Origin of the sequence: Kitasatospora sp. SC0581 (assembly GCF_048159585.1) — a bacterium.
Classification (GTDB): domain Bacteria; phylum Actinomycetota; class Actinomycetes; order Streptomycetales; family Streptomycetaceae; genus Kitasatospora.
This window is the reverse complement of record NZ_JBLRWA010000026.1, coordinates 61,770-76,204: the sequence shown is the minus strand read 5'-3', so window position 1 is coordinate 76,204 and position 14,435 is coordinate 61,770. Positions and strand designations below refer to the sequence as shown.

At 75.7% G+C, this 14,435-nt stretch carries 7 protein-coding genes; all 7 read right to left on the bottom strand.

Annotated elements, in window-relative coordinates:
* Positions 1-49: 49 nt before the first annotated feature.
* The 7 genes from ACLWS4_RS29265 to ACLWS4_RS29235 all read right to left on the bottom strand — a co-directional run bounded on the left by ACLWS4_RS29265 (position 50) and on the right by ACLWS4_RS29235 (position 14,358).
* Complete coding sequence (locus tag ACLWS4_RS29265; RefSeq protein WP_074006474.1) at positions 50-1,036, bottom strand: TauD/TfdA family dioxygenase; 987 nt, start codon at positions 1,034-1,036, stop codon at positions 50-52.
* A gap of 8 nt (positions 1,037-1,044) precedes the next feature.
* Complete coding sequence (locus ACLWS4_RS29260) at positions 1,045-1,266, bottom strand: MbtH family protein (protein WP_049650867.1); 222 nt, start codon at positions 1,264-1,266, stop codon at positions 1,045-1,047.
* Between the two features lie 171 nt (positions 1,267-1,437).
* A complete protein-coding gene (locus tag ACLWS4_RS29255; protein WP_074006452.1) occupies positions 1,438-2,622 on the bottom strand; it encodes a cytochrome P450 in 1,185 nt (394 codons plus the stop codon).
* Positions 2,622-3,401: a thioesterase II family protein gene (locus tag ACLWS4_RS29250; protein ID WP_388051483.1), complete on the bottom strand. Its 780-nt coding sequence runs from the start codon at positions 3,399-3,401 to the stop codon at positions 2,622-2,624. Before ACLWS4_RS29250 ends, ACLWS4_RS29255 begins: the two co-directional genes overlap by 1 nt.
* Positions 3,398-5,152: a non-ribosomal peptide synthetase gene (locus tag ACLWS4_RS29245; protein ID WP_416875699.1), complete on the bottom strand. Its 1,755-nt coding sequence runs from the start codon at positions 5,150-5,152 to the stop codon at positions 3,398-3,400. The genes ACLWS4_RS29250 and ACLWS4_RS29245 overlap by 4 nt, the downstream gene beginning before the upstream one ends.
* 9 nt (positions 5,153-5,161) lie before the next feature.
* On the bottom strand, positions 5,162-9,604 hold the full coding sequence (locus ACLWS4_RS29240) for an amino acid adenylation domain-containing protein (RefSeq protein WP_416875698.1): 4,443 nt from the start codon (positions 9,602-9,604) through the stop codon (positions 5,162-5,164).
* Positions 9,605-9,636: 32 nt separating this feature from the next.
* The gene (locus ACLWS4_RS29235; protein ID WP_416875697.1) at positions 9,637-14,358 is read right to left on the bottom strand and encodes an amino acid adenylation domain-containing protein; all 4,722 of its coding nucleotides are present in this window, start codon (positions 14,356-14,358) and stop codon (positions 9,637-9,639) included.
* Positions 14,359-14,435: the final 77 nt, after the last annotated feature.

The following is a 14,435-nucleotide window of genomic DNA, read 5'->3' as shown; positions in this document are numbered from 1 at the left end:
CTACTCGGGTCTACTGACGGCACGGGCTGGTCGAGGGGACGGACGGCGGTCAGACGGTGAGCCCCGCGGTGGGCCGGCAGTCCTGGATCTCCAGGGGCTGACCCATCGAGACGGCGATCTTGCGCCCGCCCCGGTACGGGTCCCGGCCGTGGGCGCAGAGCACGTTGTCGACCAGCATCACGTCGCCGACCTGCCAGCGCTCCCGCACGGTGGCGGCGTGGTAGGCCTCGTTGAGGGCGTCGACGTCGGCGCGCTCCAGCGGCTCGCCGTCGCCGAAGCCGGTGTTGAACGGCAGTCCGTCCGGCCCGAACTCCTCGGTCATCGCCTCCCGGATGTCCGGGTCGAGCGACCACGCGTTCCAGAAGGCGAGGTGGTTGAACCAGACCTGCTCGCCGGTCCGCGGGTGGCGGATGGTGCCGGGGCGCACCTGGGTGGTGCGCAGGTTGCCGTCCGCCAGCCACTCGCAGCTGATGCCGTTCTCCTTGCAGTAGGCCTCGACCTCGGCGCGGTCCTCGGTGGCGAAGGCCGTGCGCCAGCCGAGCGAGATGTAGTCCGAGTAGTTGCGGGTGAGCGTCCAGCCGTTGGTCCGCATCCGCTCCACCAGGTGGGCGGGCAGCTGCGCGAGCACCTGGCGGCAGTCCGCGGTGGGGGTGGCCCCGCCCTCGTCGGGGGCGGTCAGGCAGGCGAAGAGCAGCCGGCCGGGGAAGGTCAGGGTGTAGCTGTTCTCGTTGTGCATCCGGATCGGCTGGACCGGCGGCAGGTCGGTGGACGAGTAGACGCCGTTGCCGTAGTCGCTGCGCGGGGTGGCCTTCTCCCGGTAGGGGGTGCGCTCGGGGATGAGGACGTCGCGCACGGCGGCGACGTCCTCGGTGCCGGTGACCGGCAGGCCGCGCAGGAAGATGGTGCCGTACCGGTGCAGGGCGTCGGTGAGCGCGCTCTCGTTCTCGCGCAGCCACTCGCAGGCCTCGCCCATGTCCGCGGTGCGCGGCGCGTGGGCGAGGGCCGGGCGGCCGGGGTTCAGTTCCCAGGTCGGCATGGCGGCGGTCACCGGTCGGCGGGGGCGGAGAGGGCGGCGACCAGGCTGGCGGGCCTGATGTCGGTCCAGTTGGCCTCGATGTAGTCGAGGCAGCCCTGGCGGGTGTCCTCGCCGTGGACGGTGGTCCAGCCGGCCGGCACGTCGATCCAGACCGGCCACAGCGAGTGCTGGTTCTCGTCGTTGGCCAGGACCAGGTAGCCGGCGCTGTCGTCCTCGAACGGGTTGCTCATGGTGTCCTCTTCGGGTTTCTTCGAAGCTCGGCTTGCTTCGCTCGGGTTGCTTCGAAGGTAGGGGCGGGCCGCGGGGCGGAAGGGCAGGAGTCGCGGCAGGAACGCGGCAGTTGGGCCCTGCCGCCTGCCGCCCCGCCCGCCGTCCCATCGCCCGGCTCGGCACCCGGCGGTTCAGCGCGGGGTGAGGCGGACCGGGAAGCGGTCCAGGCCGAAGTTGATGATCGAGCGGTTGTGGACGACCGGCCCGGTCTGCTCGATCACGGCGACGCGCTCCAGCAGCGCCGTGAACAGGCCGCCGAGTTCGGCCTTGGCCAGCGGCGCGCCGACGCAGTAGTGGGCGCCGAGGCCGAGCGCGAGGTGCTTGTTGGGGGCGCGGTCGAGCAGGATCTCCTCGGGCCGGTCGAAGGCCTCCGGGTCCCGGTTGGCGGACCAGACCCAGACCGCGACCCGGTCGCCGCGCCGGATGGTGCGCCCGTCGAGCTCGGTGTCCCGGCTCGCGGTGCGCAGGGTGTGCAGCCCGACCGAGGTCCAGCGCAGGAGTTCGTCCAGCGCCGAGTCCATGCCGACCTCGCCGCGCTGGAGCCTCCGCCACAGCTCGGGGTGCCGGACCAGGGTGTACAGGCCCATCGCGGCGGTGTGGCGGACGGTCTGGACGCCGCCGACCACGATGTTGTCCAGGTTGAGGACGACGTCCTCGATCGGCAGCAGCCTCCCGCCGACCCGGTAGGTGGCCATCATGCTGATCAGGTCGTCGCGCGGGTCGCTGCGCCGCAGCATCACCTGGTGCAGCAGGTACGGGATGAGCTGCTGGTGGCCTGCCCGGCGCTCCTCGGGGGTGCGGCCGAGGAACGCGACGTCGCAGACCCGCTCGACCATCTCGCGGTCGCCCTCGGGGACGTCCAGCAGGTCGCACATGACGGACAGCGGCAGCGCGGAGACCGCGTCGACGAGGTCCACCTCGCCCAGTTCGACGGCCCGGTCGACGATCGAGGCGGCGAGTCCGGCGATGCCCCGGGCGGCCCCGCGCACGGCGCCGGGCGAGAAGAACGGGTTGGCGGGGGCGCGCAGTTCACGGTGCCGGGGCGGGTCGGTGAGGGCCATCATCCGGCCGGAGCCGACCGGGACGTTGCCCTCGCCGGCGCCGAGCAGCGAGCCCTGCTCGGAGCTGTAGACGGCGGCGTTGCGCAGCACCTCGGCGGAGTGCCGGTAGGAGAGCACCGACCAGACCGGCCCGTCGTCGACGGTGTCGGTGCGGTGGACGGCGGACTCCCGGCGCAGCTCCGCGACCAGCGCGGGGGTGTCGGGCCGGGCCCAGAGGTCGGGGTCGGTGAGGTCGACCGCGGTGGTGGTGGGCATCAGTGCTCCGTCCGGGACAGGTGCGCGGCGCCGGGCCGCGCGATGAGGGAGGTCAGCAGGTCGACCGGGCCGGGCCCGTCGACGGTGGCGAGCAGGTGGCCGCCGGGGACGACGTGGTGGCCGGAGCCGCCACTGGTGTGGGCGGCCCAGCCTTCGAGGCCGCCGACGGCCAGGAGCGGGTCCTCGGCGCCGACGACGGTGTGCAGGGCGGAGCCGATCGGCGGGTGCGGACGGGGCCGGTAGGTGTCGACCACGTCCAGGTCGGTGCGGATGCCGCGCAGCGCGTGCTCCTTCAACTCGGCTTCGCCCTCGACGAGTTGCCCCATTCCAGCGAGGCGCAGCAGCTCGTCGGCGGTGTACTGGGGGCGGTCCGCCCCGGCCCAGGCGGCGGGCGGCGAGGCGGAGGCGGCGACGACCAGTTCGGGCCGCCGCCCGGCCGGCAGCGCCCGGGCGGCCTCGTAGCCGAGCAGGGCGCCGAAGCTCTGCCCGTAGAAGCCGAACCGCCCGGTCAGGTGCGGGCCGAGGGCCTCCAGGACGGCGTCGACCAGCAGGTCGAAGCTCGCGGGCATCGGGTGGCCGAGCCGGCCGCCGCGGGCCGGCGGGCGCAGCGCCCAGACCTCGGCCACCGGGGCGAGGGCGCGGGCCAGCGGGGTGTAGGCGGTGGCGTCGCCCCCGGCGTGCGGGAAGCAGAACAGCCGGTACGGGCTCCGCGGTTGGGGCACGGGGACGAACAGCCAGTCCCCTTCGACGCGGGGCCGCACCCGCAGGGCGGTGGTCATGCGCCGGCCGCCCGGGCACGGGCGGTCAGGGCGGGCCGGGGGGCGGCGGTGCCGGCCGCGACGGCCCGTTCGACGGTGGCGGTGAAGGCGGCCAGGTCGGCCGAGTCGAGCAGGTGGCGCAGCTGGAGTTCGATGCCGAGGCGGCGGCGCAGCAGGTGGACGACCCGCAGTGCGGCGATGGAGTGGCCGCCGAGCGAGAAGAAGTCGTCGGTGGGCCGGAGGCCGGTGACGCCGAGCACGGTGCCCCAGACCTCGGCGACCTGCCCGGCCAGTCCGCCGGCGCCCGACTCCGCGGCGGCGGAGGCGGGGGCGGCGGCGGGGGCGGGGGCGGGCAGCGCCGCCAGGTCGACCTTGCCGTTCGGGGTGAGCGGCAGGGCGTCCAGCACGGTGATCACCGAGGGCACCAGGTGGGCGGGCACGGTGGCCCGCAGCCGCTCGGTCAGCTCGGCGGCGGTGACGGCGCCGGTGACGTAGCCGGCCAGCCGGCGGTCGCCGGGGGCGGGCTCGTGGACGGTGACGGCGGCGGCCCGGACGCCCGCCAGCCCGGCCAGGGCGTGCTCGACCTCGCCGAGCTCGACCCGGTAGCCGCGCAGCTTGACCTGGCGGTCCACCCGGCCGACGTACTCCAGCCGGCCGCCCTCGCCGCGCCGGGCCTGGTCGCCGGTGCGGTACATCCTCTCCCCCGCGGCGACCGGGTCGGCGACGAAGCGTTCGGCGGTCAGCCCGGGGCGGCCGAGATAGCCGTGGGCGAGGCCGGGCCCGGCCAGGTACAGCTCGCCGACGACGCCGTCGGGGACGGGGGCGAGCTTCTCGTCCAGCAGGTGCAGGCGCACCCCGGGCAGCGGCGCGCCCAGGTGCGGTCCGGGGCCGCTGATCGGCGCGGTGACGGCGTCGACGGTGCACTCGGTGGGCCCGTACAGGTTGAGCGCGTCGACGCCGCCGTCGGCCAGCTCGCGCCAGGTGCGCTCGGGGACGGCCTCACCGCCCATGAACAGCCGCGGCACCCGGGCGCCGGCCAGCGGCTCGCGCAGCAGCTCCCAGTGCGAGGGGGTCAGGTCGAGGTCGGTGACGGCGTGCTCGGCCAGCAGGGCGGCCACCCGGGCCGGGTCGGCGCGGTGCTCCTCGCCGATCACCAGGACGGTGTCGCCGCGGCAGATCCGGGCCCACTGCTGGACGGAGGCGTCGAAGGAGACGCTGGCGTTCCAGCCGACCACACCGGGCTCGGCGCGGTAGGCGCCGCTCGCCTCCAGGGCCGTGACCAGGGCGGCGACGGCGCCGCGCGGCACCTCGACGCCCTTGGGGCGGCCGGTGGAGCCGGAGGTGAAGATGACGTACGCCGGGTCCAGCGGGTGGGCGTGCTCGGGCAGTTCGGGCCCGTCGGCGGCGGCGTCCGGGCGCAGCACCGGCACCCCGTCGGCCGCCGGGAGGCCGTCGGCGCTGATCAGGGCCGCGAGGTGGGCGTCGGCGGCCATGTGGGCGAGCCGCTCGGCGGGGTAGGCCGGGTCGAGCGGGACGTAGGCGGCGCCGGCCCGCCAGACGGCGAGCAGGGCGACCGGCAGGTCGGCGGTGCGGGCGAGGTGGACGCCGACCCGGTCGCCGCGGCCGACGCCGCGCTCGCGCAGGGCGCGGGCCAGGGCGGCGGTGCGGCGGTCGAGTTCGGCGAAGTCCAGGCGGTCGGCGCCGGCCAGGACGGCGGTGCGCCCGGGGTGGGCGGCGACGGTGTCGCGCAGGCGGTCCAGCAGATCGGTCATGACGGCTCCTCAGGACTCTCGGGCGGCGGCGGCCATGGTGTGCAGGGCGGCGGCGTAGGTGTCGATGAACTGCTCGGCGGTGTGGTCGGCGACCAGCGAGCGCTGGTGGTCCACGGCGAGCAGCACCCGCTGCGTGACCGGGTCCTGGATGACCGAGGCGCCGAAGGTGAAGCTGTTGGGTTCGTGGCGCAGGGTCGGCTCGGTGCCGATCCGGCCGTCCACGATGCGGGCCGAGCTGAGCCGGCCGAGGGCGTGGAAGCGCAGGTAGCCGAACTGGCTGTCCAGCGCGGTGTCGGTCATCAGCCGGGCGAGGCGGGCGAAGGGCACCCGGCGGTGCGGCATCATGTCCAGCTCCTCCCGGTGGACCTCGCGGACCAGGGCGAGCAGGTCGTCGGTGGGTTCGCAGCTCAGCGGGACGGTGTTGAGGAACAGCCCGTACACCTCGGTGCCGCCGAGCCGTTCCAGCCGGCCGTTGACGGCCAGGCCGGTGGTGACGCGCCGACGCCCGGTGACGGCGGCGAGGGCGTGCAGGTGGGCGGCGAGCGCCACCGACTTGACCGGCACGCCGAGCGCGTCGGCGACGTCGCGCAACTGTCCGGGCGCCTCCGGCAGCACCCGTTCGACGGTGCGCGGCGCCTCGTGCACGGACTCGCTGCCGGGGAAGGACTGGCCGCTGACGCCGTCCAGCCGCTCGCGCCAGTAGGCGAGCGAGCGCTCGTCCCCGGCGGCCTGCCGTTCGACGGCCACGAAGTCGCGGAAGGCGGTGCGCGGCGGCGGGGCGGGCGCGCCGAGCGGGTCCTCGGCGATGGCCGTGTGGCGTTCCAGGATCTCGGTGAGCAGCGAGGTGAAGCTCCAGCCGTCGAGGATCGCGTGGTGCTCGGAGACGGTGAGCTGGAAGGCGTCCTCGGCGAGGCGCTGCACGGTGATCCGGAACAGCGGCGGCGCGGTGAGGTCGAAGGGCGTCCACCGGTGGGTGTCGAACACCTCGCGGATCGCGGCGTCCTGGTCCGCTTCGGCGGCGCCGCGCAGGTCGGCGAACTCGACGGGGGCGGGCAGCCGGCCGTGGACGAGCTGCAGCGGTTCGCCGTAGCCGGACAGGTCCAGGCCGGTGCGCAGCACGGCGTGGCGGTCCATGGCCTCGGCGACGGAGCGGCGGAAGGCCTGCTCGTCGAGGTCGCCGGAGATCTTGTAGGAGTTGACGTTGTGGTAGCTGTCGGTGCCGCCGGCGATCTCCATGTGGAAGACCATGGAGAGCTGCATGGACACCATCGGGTAGGCGTCGACCAGACCGGGCGGCAGGTCGGCGCGGTCCTCGGGGGTGACCAGGGCGAAGGGCTCGTGGGCGTCCGGGCCCTGGGTGACGGGCTCGGCGAGCGGCAGCAGGGCGGCGACGGTGGGGGCGTTGAAGACGTCCCGCAGGCTCAGCCCCCAGCCGCGCTCGTGCAGCGCGCCGGCCAGCTGGACGGCCCGGATGGAGTCGCCGCCGAGGTGGAAGAAGTCGTCGTGGACGCCGATGCCGTCCACCCCGAGGACCTCCGTCCAGACGGCGGCGAAGGCCTCCTCCTCCGGGGTGCGCGGCTCGACGTGCCGGCCTCCGGTGGCGGTGGCCCGCTGGCCGGGGGCGGGCAGCGCGGCGCGGTCCACCTTGCCGTTGACGGTCAGCGGCAGCGACTCCAGCACGGTGAAGCTCGCCGGGACCATGTACGGGGGCAGCGAGCGGCCGAGGAAGGCGCGGACGTCGGCGGGCTCGCGTCCGGTGACGTACGCGGCGAGGCGGTCCTCGTGCACGGTGACGACGCAGGCGTCCACGTCCGGGTGGGCGGCGAGCGCGTTCTCGATCTCGCCGAGTTCGATCCGGAAGCCGCGCAGCTTGACCTGGAAGTCGGCGCGCCCGATGTACTCCAGCCCGCCGCCGGGCAGCCGCCGGGCGACGTCGCCGGTGCGGTAGAGCCGGGCCCCGGGCGGGCCGTACGGGTCGGCGACGAAGCGCCCGGCGGTGAGGCCGGGGCGGCCCCAGTAGCCGTGGGCGAGGCTGCCGCCGCCGATGTACAGCTCGCCGGCCGCGCCGGGCGGCACCGGCCGCAGCCAGTCGTCCAGGACCTGGGCGCTCAGGTGCGGCATCGGCGTGCCGATCAGGCTGCGCTCGAAGCCGGCGCTGCCGGCCAGGTCGTGGGTGGTGACGTGGACGGTGGTCTCGGTGATGCCGTACAGGTTGCACAGCCGGGCCGGGGGCGGCGGGTCGAGTTCGAACCAGCGCTGGACGACGGCCGGGTCCAGCGCCTCCCCGCCCAGCATGATCCACTTCAGTGCGGGCAGGGCGCGCGGGCTGCGCCGCAGCACCGGCTCCAGCTGGCGCAGCGCCGAGGGGGTCAGGCAGAGGTACGAGACCTCCTCCTCCGCCAGCAGCTCGGCGAACTCCTCCGGCGAGCGGCTGGTCACGTACGGGACGACGACCAGGCGGGCGCCGTGCAGCAGGGCGCCCCACATCTCCCAGACCGTCCAGTCGAAGGCGTAGCTGTGGAAGAGCGTCCAGGTCTCCTGGGGGCCGAAGCCGAAGTGCCGCTCGCCGTCCGCCATCAGCCGGCTGACGTGCTCGTGGGCGACGGCGACGCCCTTGGGGCGGCCGGTGGAGCCGGAGGTGAAGATGACGTAGGCGACGTCGCCGGGGCGGCCGGCGGCCGGCGGGCGGGTGTCGGGGCGGGCGGCCAGGTCGGCGGCCTCGGCGGTCAGGTCGTAGGCCTGCCAGGGGCCTTCGGGCACCAGGTCCGGGCGGTCGGTGACGACCAGGGCGACGCCGGTGTCGCCGAAGACCAGCGCGGCGCGGTCGGCGGGGGCGGCCAGGTCGACGGGCACGTAGGCGGCGCCGGTCTTGAGCACGCCGAGGACGGTGACCAGGACGTCGGCGGTGCGGTCCAGCAGCATGCCGACGCGGTCGCCGGGGCCGGCGCCGCGGGCGCGCAGGGCGTGCGCGAGGCGGTTGGCCCGGCGGTCGAGTTCGGCGTAGCCCAGGGTGCGGTCGGGGTCGCTGACGGCGGGCCGGTCGGGGTGGGCGTCGGCGGCCCGTTCGAACAGGTGGTGCAGGCAGTGGCCGGGGGTGTCGGTGGCCGCGGCCCCCTCGGCGGGGCGGGTGGTCAGCCGCAGCACGGTGGCGTCGGGGTCGTCCAGGGCCGCGGCGAGCAGGGCGTCGAACTCGGCGGCCAGCCGGCGGACGGTCTGCGGGTCGAACAGCTCACTGCGGTACTCGGCCTCGCCGCGCAGCTCGCCGCCGTCTCCCCCGTCGAAGACGGACCAGGTGAGGTCGAACTTGCTGGTGCCGTTGGAGCGCACCCGGCTCCGGGCGGTGGCCGCCGGGCCGAGCGCCAGCGGGGTGCGGTCCTCGCCGTGGGCGCCGAACACCACCTGGACCAGCGGCGGGTGCTGGGCGCTGCGGGCGGCGCCGAGCCGGTCGACGATCTGGTCGAAGGGCAGGTCGAGGTAGCCGTACGCCTCGAAGGCGACGTCCTGGACGTGCTCCAGCAGGTCCCGGAAGCTCAGCGCGGGCGCGAGCCGCAGGCGCAGCGGCAGCAGGTTGACGAAGTAGCCGAGCAGGTGCTCCAGTTCGGGCCGGTCGCGGGTGGTGACCGGGGTGCCGACCACCAGGTCGTCGGCGCCGGTCCAGCGGTTCAGCAGCAGGGCGAAGGCGGCCAGTTGGACGGTGAACGGGGTGACGCCCTCGGTCTCGGCCAGGGCGCGGACCCGCGCCGCCGTCCCCGGGGCGAGGTCGAACCCCTCGGTGCGGCCGGCCGCGCCGCGCTCGGCGGGCCGGGGCCGGTCGGTGGGCAGCTCCAGCAGCGCGGGGGTGCCGTCCAGCTGCTCCTTCCAGTAGGTCAGGTGCTCCTCGTAGGAGGTGCCGAGCTCCTCCTCGGCGCGGTCGGCGTACTGCACGGTCAGCTCCGGCAGTTCGGCCTCCCGGCCGCGCAGCGCCGCGTCGTACAGCTCGGCGAGTTCGCGCTCGAAGACCTCGGCGGACCAGCCGTCCCAGACGATGTGGTGGACGGTGAACAGCACGGTGGTGCGCTCGTCCGCGAGCCGGAAGGCCTCGGCGCGCAGCAGCGGGCCGGCCGCCAGGTCGAAGGGCTCGGCGCAGCGGGCGGCGAGCAGCTCCTCCAGGCGCGCGGCCCGGTCGGGGTGGTCCCGCAGGTCGGTCTCCGCGAGCGGCACGGCGAGGCGGTGGTGCACGTGCTGGCGGGGGCCGTCGGGGTGCAGCGCGAAGGTGGTGCGCAGGGTCTCGTGCCGGGCGGTGACGGCGTCCAGCGCGCGTCGGAGCAGCGCGAGGTCGAGCGGGCCGGTGACGTCGAGGGTCCAGGGGGTGCAGTAGGTGACGGCCTTCGGGTCGAGGCGGTCGAGGAACCAGAGGCCGCGTTGCAGCCCGGAGACGGGCGCGGTGCGCGCCGGGTGGTCGGACGGGCTCACGGCCTCGTTCCCTTCGTGTGCGGTGCGGCCGGTCACCGGGCGGCCAGCCGTTCGGCGATGGCGCTCACGGTCCGGGCCCGGAACACCAGTTGCGGGGGGACGCGGCTGCCGGTCTCCCGGGACAGCCGCATCGCGACCCGGACGGCGGCCAGCGAGTTGCCGCCGATCCGGAAGAAGTTGTCCTCGCGGCCGACCTCGGCGAGGTCGAGCACCTCGCGGACCGCCTCGGCGACCAGGCGTTCGGCCTCGGTCAGCGGGTCGGCGGCCTCGTCGGCCGTCGCGTCCTCGTCGGAGGCGGCCGGGCGCCCGGCGGGGGCGGGCAGCGCCTTGCGGTCCACCTTGCCGTTGTGGTTGAGCGGCAGCGCGGCCAGGACGTCCAGGGTCGCGGGCAGCATGTGCTCGGGCAGCAGGCCGGCCAGGTGGTCGAGCAGGGCGTCCGGGCCGGGGGCGCCGGCGGCGACGGTGACGTAGGCGGCGAGCCGGCGGTCGCCGGGGGCGGGCTCGTGGACTGCGACGGCGGCCTCCCGGACGGCCGGGTGGCGGGTGAGCGCGTCCTCGATCTCGCCGGGTTCGACCCGGAAGCCGCGGATCTTGACCTGGTCGTCGATCCGGCCGGTGACCTCCAGCAGGCCCTCGGCGGTGCGGTGGCCGAGGTCGCCGGTGCGGTAGAGGCGCTCGCCGGGGGCGCCGTACGGGGAGGCGACGAAGCGTTCGGCGGTCAGGGCGGGCCGGCCGAGGTAGCCGTGGGCGAGGCCGCCGCCGGTGGCGTACAGCTCGCCGGTCACCCCGGGCGCGACGGGGCGCAGCCGCTCGTCCAGGACGAGGACGCCCTTGCCGTGCAGCGCGACGCCGATCGGGATGGAGCCGCCGGCGGCGTCGGCGGGGCCGACCCGGTGGCAGGTGGTCAGGCCGAGGCTCTCCACCGGGCCGTAGCCGTTGGCGACGACCAGGCCCGGGTAGGCCTCCAGGGCCTTGGCGACATGGGTGGTGGAGGCCCGCTCGCCGGCCGTGAAGGCGAGCTTCAGGCCGTCGTAGGTCTCCGGGAACTCCTCCAGCAGGAAGTTGAACAGGCTGGCGGAGAGCTGGAGTTGGGTGACGCCGTGGCGGCGGGTCAGCTCGGCGACGGTCTGCGGGTCGGGGCGCTGGCCGGGCTGGAGGACGCAGGTGCCGCCGAAGCAGAGCGCGCCGTACAGCTCCAGCGCGAAGGCGTCCCAGGAGACCGGCGAGCACTGCAGCCAGACCTCGTCGGGGCCGAAGCGGGCGTAGTCCTGGCCGAGGTAGGTGGTGGTGAGCGCGCGGTGCGGGACGGCGACGCCCTTGGGGCGGCCGGTGGAGCCGGAGGTGAACATCACGGTGGCGAGGTCGGCGCCGTCGACCGGCAGGCCGAGGTCGTGGGCCGGGTACCGGGCGAGGTCGGCGGCCGAGGCGTCCAGGTCCACCTGGCCGGGGCCGGCGAACGGCACGGTGGCGTGCCGGTGGGTGACCACCGTGGCGGCGCCGGTGTCGGCGACGGCGCCGGCCAGCCGCTCGGCCGGGAAGTCCGGGTCGAGCAGGGTGTACGCGGCGCCGGTCTTGAGAGCCGCCAGCAGGGCGGTGACCAGCTCCGGCCCGCGCTCGGTCAGCACGGCGACGGTGTCGCCGCGGCCGATGCCCAGGCCCGCCAGGTGGCGGGCGAGCCGGTTCGCGGCGGCGTTCAACTCGCCGTAACCGACGGCGCGTTCGCCGGACACCAGGGCGACGGCGCCCGGCTCGCGGGCGGCCCGCGCCTCGAACAGGGCGTGCACCGGCACCTCGACGGCGGCGGCCAGGGCGCCCAGCCACTCCTCGCACAGGCCGGCCATGGTGGCCGGGTCGAAGAGGTCGCTGTCGTACTCGAAGCGGCCGGTGAAGCCGGTGCCGAGGTCGTCCACCGAGACGGACAGGTCGAAGCGGGAGACCGGGTTGGAGTGCAGGGAGCGGGTGACGGCGTGCCCGCCGACCGTGAACGGCCGGGGGTCCAGCGGGTGCAGCTCCAGCAGCACCTGGCAGAGCGGGTTGCGGTCCTCGGGGCGCTCGTCGAGCACGGCGTTCGCGATGTCGTCGAAGGGCACCTCCTGGTGCCGGTAGCCGCCGATCGACACCTCGCGCACGTGCCGGACCAGCTCGCGGAAGGAGGTGCCCTCCTCCAGCTTCAGCCGCAGCGGCAGCAGGTTGACGAAGTAGCCGATCAGGCCGTCGAGTTCGGCCCGGCCGCGGGCGTTCACCGGCGAGCCGAGGACCAGGTCGCGCTGCCCGGAGCGGCGGTGCAGGGTGAGCGCCAGCCCGGCCAGCAGCACCATGAACGGGGTGGCGTCCTCGCTGCGGGCGAGCGCCCGGACGGCCTCGGCCACCGGATCGGGCATGGCGAAGCGGTGGAAGGCGCCGCGGAAGGCCTGCTCCTCGGGGCGGGGGCGGTCCGGCGCCAGCGCGTCGGTGGTCGGCGCGTCGCGCAACTGCTCGCGCCAGTAGTCGAGTTGCTTCTCCGCGGTGTCGTCCTGGTACTGCCAGGCGGCGTAGTCGCCGTACTGGACGGCGAGTTCCGGCAGCTCGGCCGGGCGGCCCTCGGCCAGCGCGGCGTACAGCTCCTGGAGTTCGGCCTCCAGCACGGGCAGCGAGCCCTCGTCCCAGACGATGTGGTGGAGGAGCAGCAGCAGCGTGGTCGCCCCGCCGGCCCGGAAGACCCGGGCCCGCACCAGCGGTCCCCGCGCCAGGTCGAAGGGCTCCAGCGCGGCCTCGGCGACCAGCTCGTCCACCCGGTCGGCGGTGGTCTCGGTGAGCGTGAACGGCAGCTCCACGGAGGGGTGGACGATCTGGCGCGGGCCGTCCTCGGCGAGCTCGAAGGTGGTCCGCAGGCTCTCGTGCCGCTCCACCACCCCCGCCAGCGCCCGCCGCAGCAGCTCGGGGTCGACCGGCCCGGAGAAGTGGAACACCCAGGGCACCACGTAGGTCGGCGCGTCCGGGTTCCACTGGTCGAGGAACCACAGGCCGCGCTGGAACTTCGACAGCGGGGCCTCGGCGGCGCCCGAGCGCACCGGGGCCGGGCGCGCGCCGCCGGTCGCGGAGGTCACCGCGGCGGCGAACCCGGCCAGGGTCGGCGCGTCGAAGATGGTGTACGGCGACACCATGCCGAAGACGTCGAAGACCCGGCCCACCACCCGTACGGCGGTCAGCGAATCGCCGCCCAGGTGGAAGAAGTTGTCGTCGGCGCCGACCTCCGGCACCCCGAGCACGTCCGCCCAGACCGCCGCGATCAGCTGCTCGGCGGGGGTGCGCGGCGGGCGGCCGGCCGCCCGGCCCTCCGGCGCCGTCCGCGGCTCGGGCAGCGCCGCGCGGTCCACCTTGCCGCCGGCCGTCAGCGGGAAGGCCTCCAGCGCGGTGAGCGTCGCCGGGACCATGTGCTCGGGCAGCCGCTCGGCCAGCCAGGCCCGGGCCTCGGCGTACCCCGGCGCGGCGCCGGTGACGTACGCGGCCAGCCGGCCCTCGTGCGCCACCACCACGCAGCCGGTGACGCCGGGGTGGCCGGCCAGCACCTGCTCGACCTCACCGGGCTCGACCCGGAAGCCGCGGATCTTCACCTGGTGGTCGGTGCGGCCGAGGAACTCCAGCGGGCCCTCCCCGGCGGCTCGGCGCACCAGGTCGCCGGTGCGGTACATCCGGGCACCCCCGGGGCCGTCCGGGTCCGCGAACGGGTCGGCGACGAAGCGGCCGGCGGTCAGGCCCGGGCGGCCGAGGTAGCCGGAGGCCAACAGCGGCCCGCCGACGTACAGTTCACCGGCCTCGCCGGGCGGCACCGGCCGCAGCCGCTCGTCGAGCACGTGCAGCAGCCGCCCGCCGACGGCGGTGCCGATCGGCACCCGGGCGCCCGGCTGCTCCTGACCGCCGTCGAGCCGGTGGACGGTGGCGGTGACCACCGTCTCGGTCGGACCGTACGCGTTCAGCAGCGGCACCCCGGTCGCCGCCCACCAGGCGGCGGCGGTGGCCGGCTCCAGCTTGTCGCTGCCGGAGACCATCAGCCGCAGGGTGCGCGGCACCCGGCCGCCCAGCGCCGCCACCACGTCCTGGAAGTAGCCCGCGGCCAGGTTGGCGACGGTGACGCCCTCGGCGTCCAGCAGTTCCAGCAGCGCGGCCGGGGCGAGCAGCCGCTGCTCCGGCAGGACCAGGCAGGCCCCGGCGGACAGCGCGCCGAGCACCTGCTCCACGGCCACGTCCACGGTCGGACGGGCGAACTGCAGCACCACGTCCCGCTCGGTCAGGCCGAGGGCCTCGACCACACCGGCCAGGTGGCCGGTCAGGGCCGCGAGCGGGACGTGCACGCCCTTGGGGCGGCCGGTGGTGCCGGAGGTGTAGATGACGTAGCCGGCGCCCGCGCCCTTCCCTTCGCCGAGCTCGGTGAGCTCCTCGCCGTCGAGGGCGAGCCCGGCCCCGGCGTCCTCGACGATCCAGCGGTTGCGCTCCTCGGGCGCCTCCCGGTCCAGCGGCAGGTAGGTGGCACCCGCCCGCAGCGCCGCCAGCAGCGCGACCACGTGGTCCAGCCGGTCGCGGCCGGTCACGGCGACCGTCCGCCCGGGGGCGAGCCGGGCGGCGAGGGCGGCGCTCAGTCCGTCCAGCTCCCGGTAGCCGACGGTCCGGGCCCCGGCCCGGACGGCCGGCCGCCCCGGGAAGCGCGCGACGGCGGAGGCGAACGGCGCGAATGCGGGCGCCGTGAATTCGACGGGAAAACCGCGAGAGGACATCATCCAGCCCCAGATCGTGAGAGGAATCGGCGAAGAAGGCGATAGGGGGATTACGAAGGCCCTATCGGCAGAACGGGCGG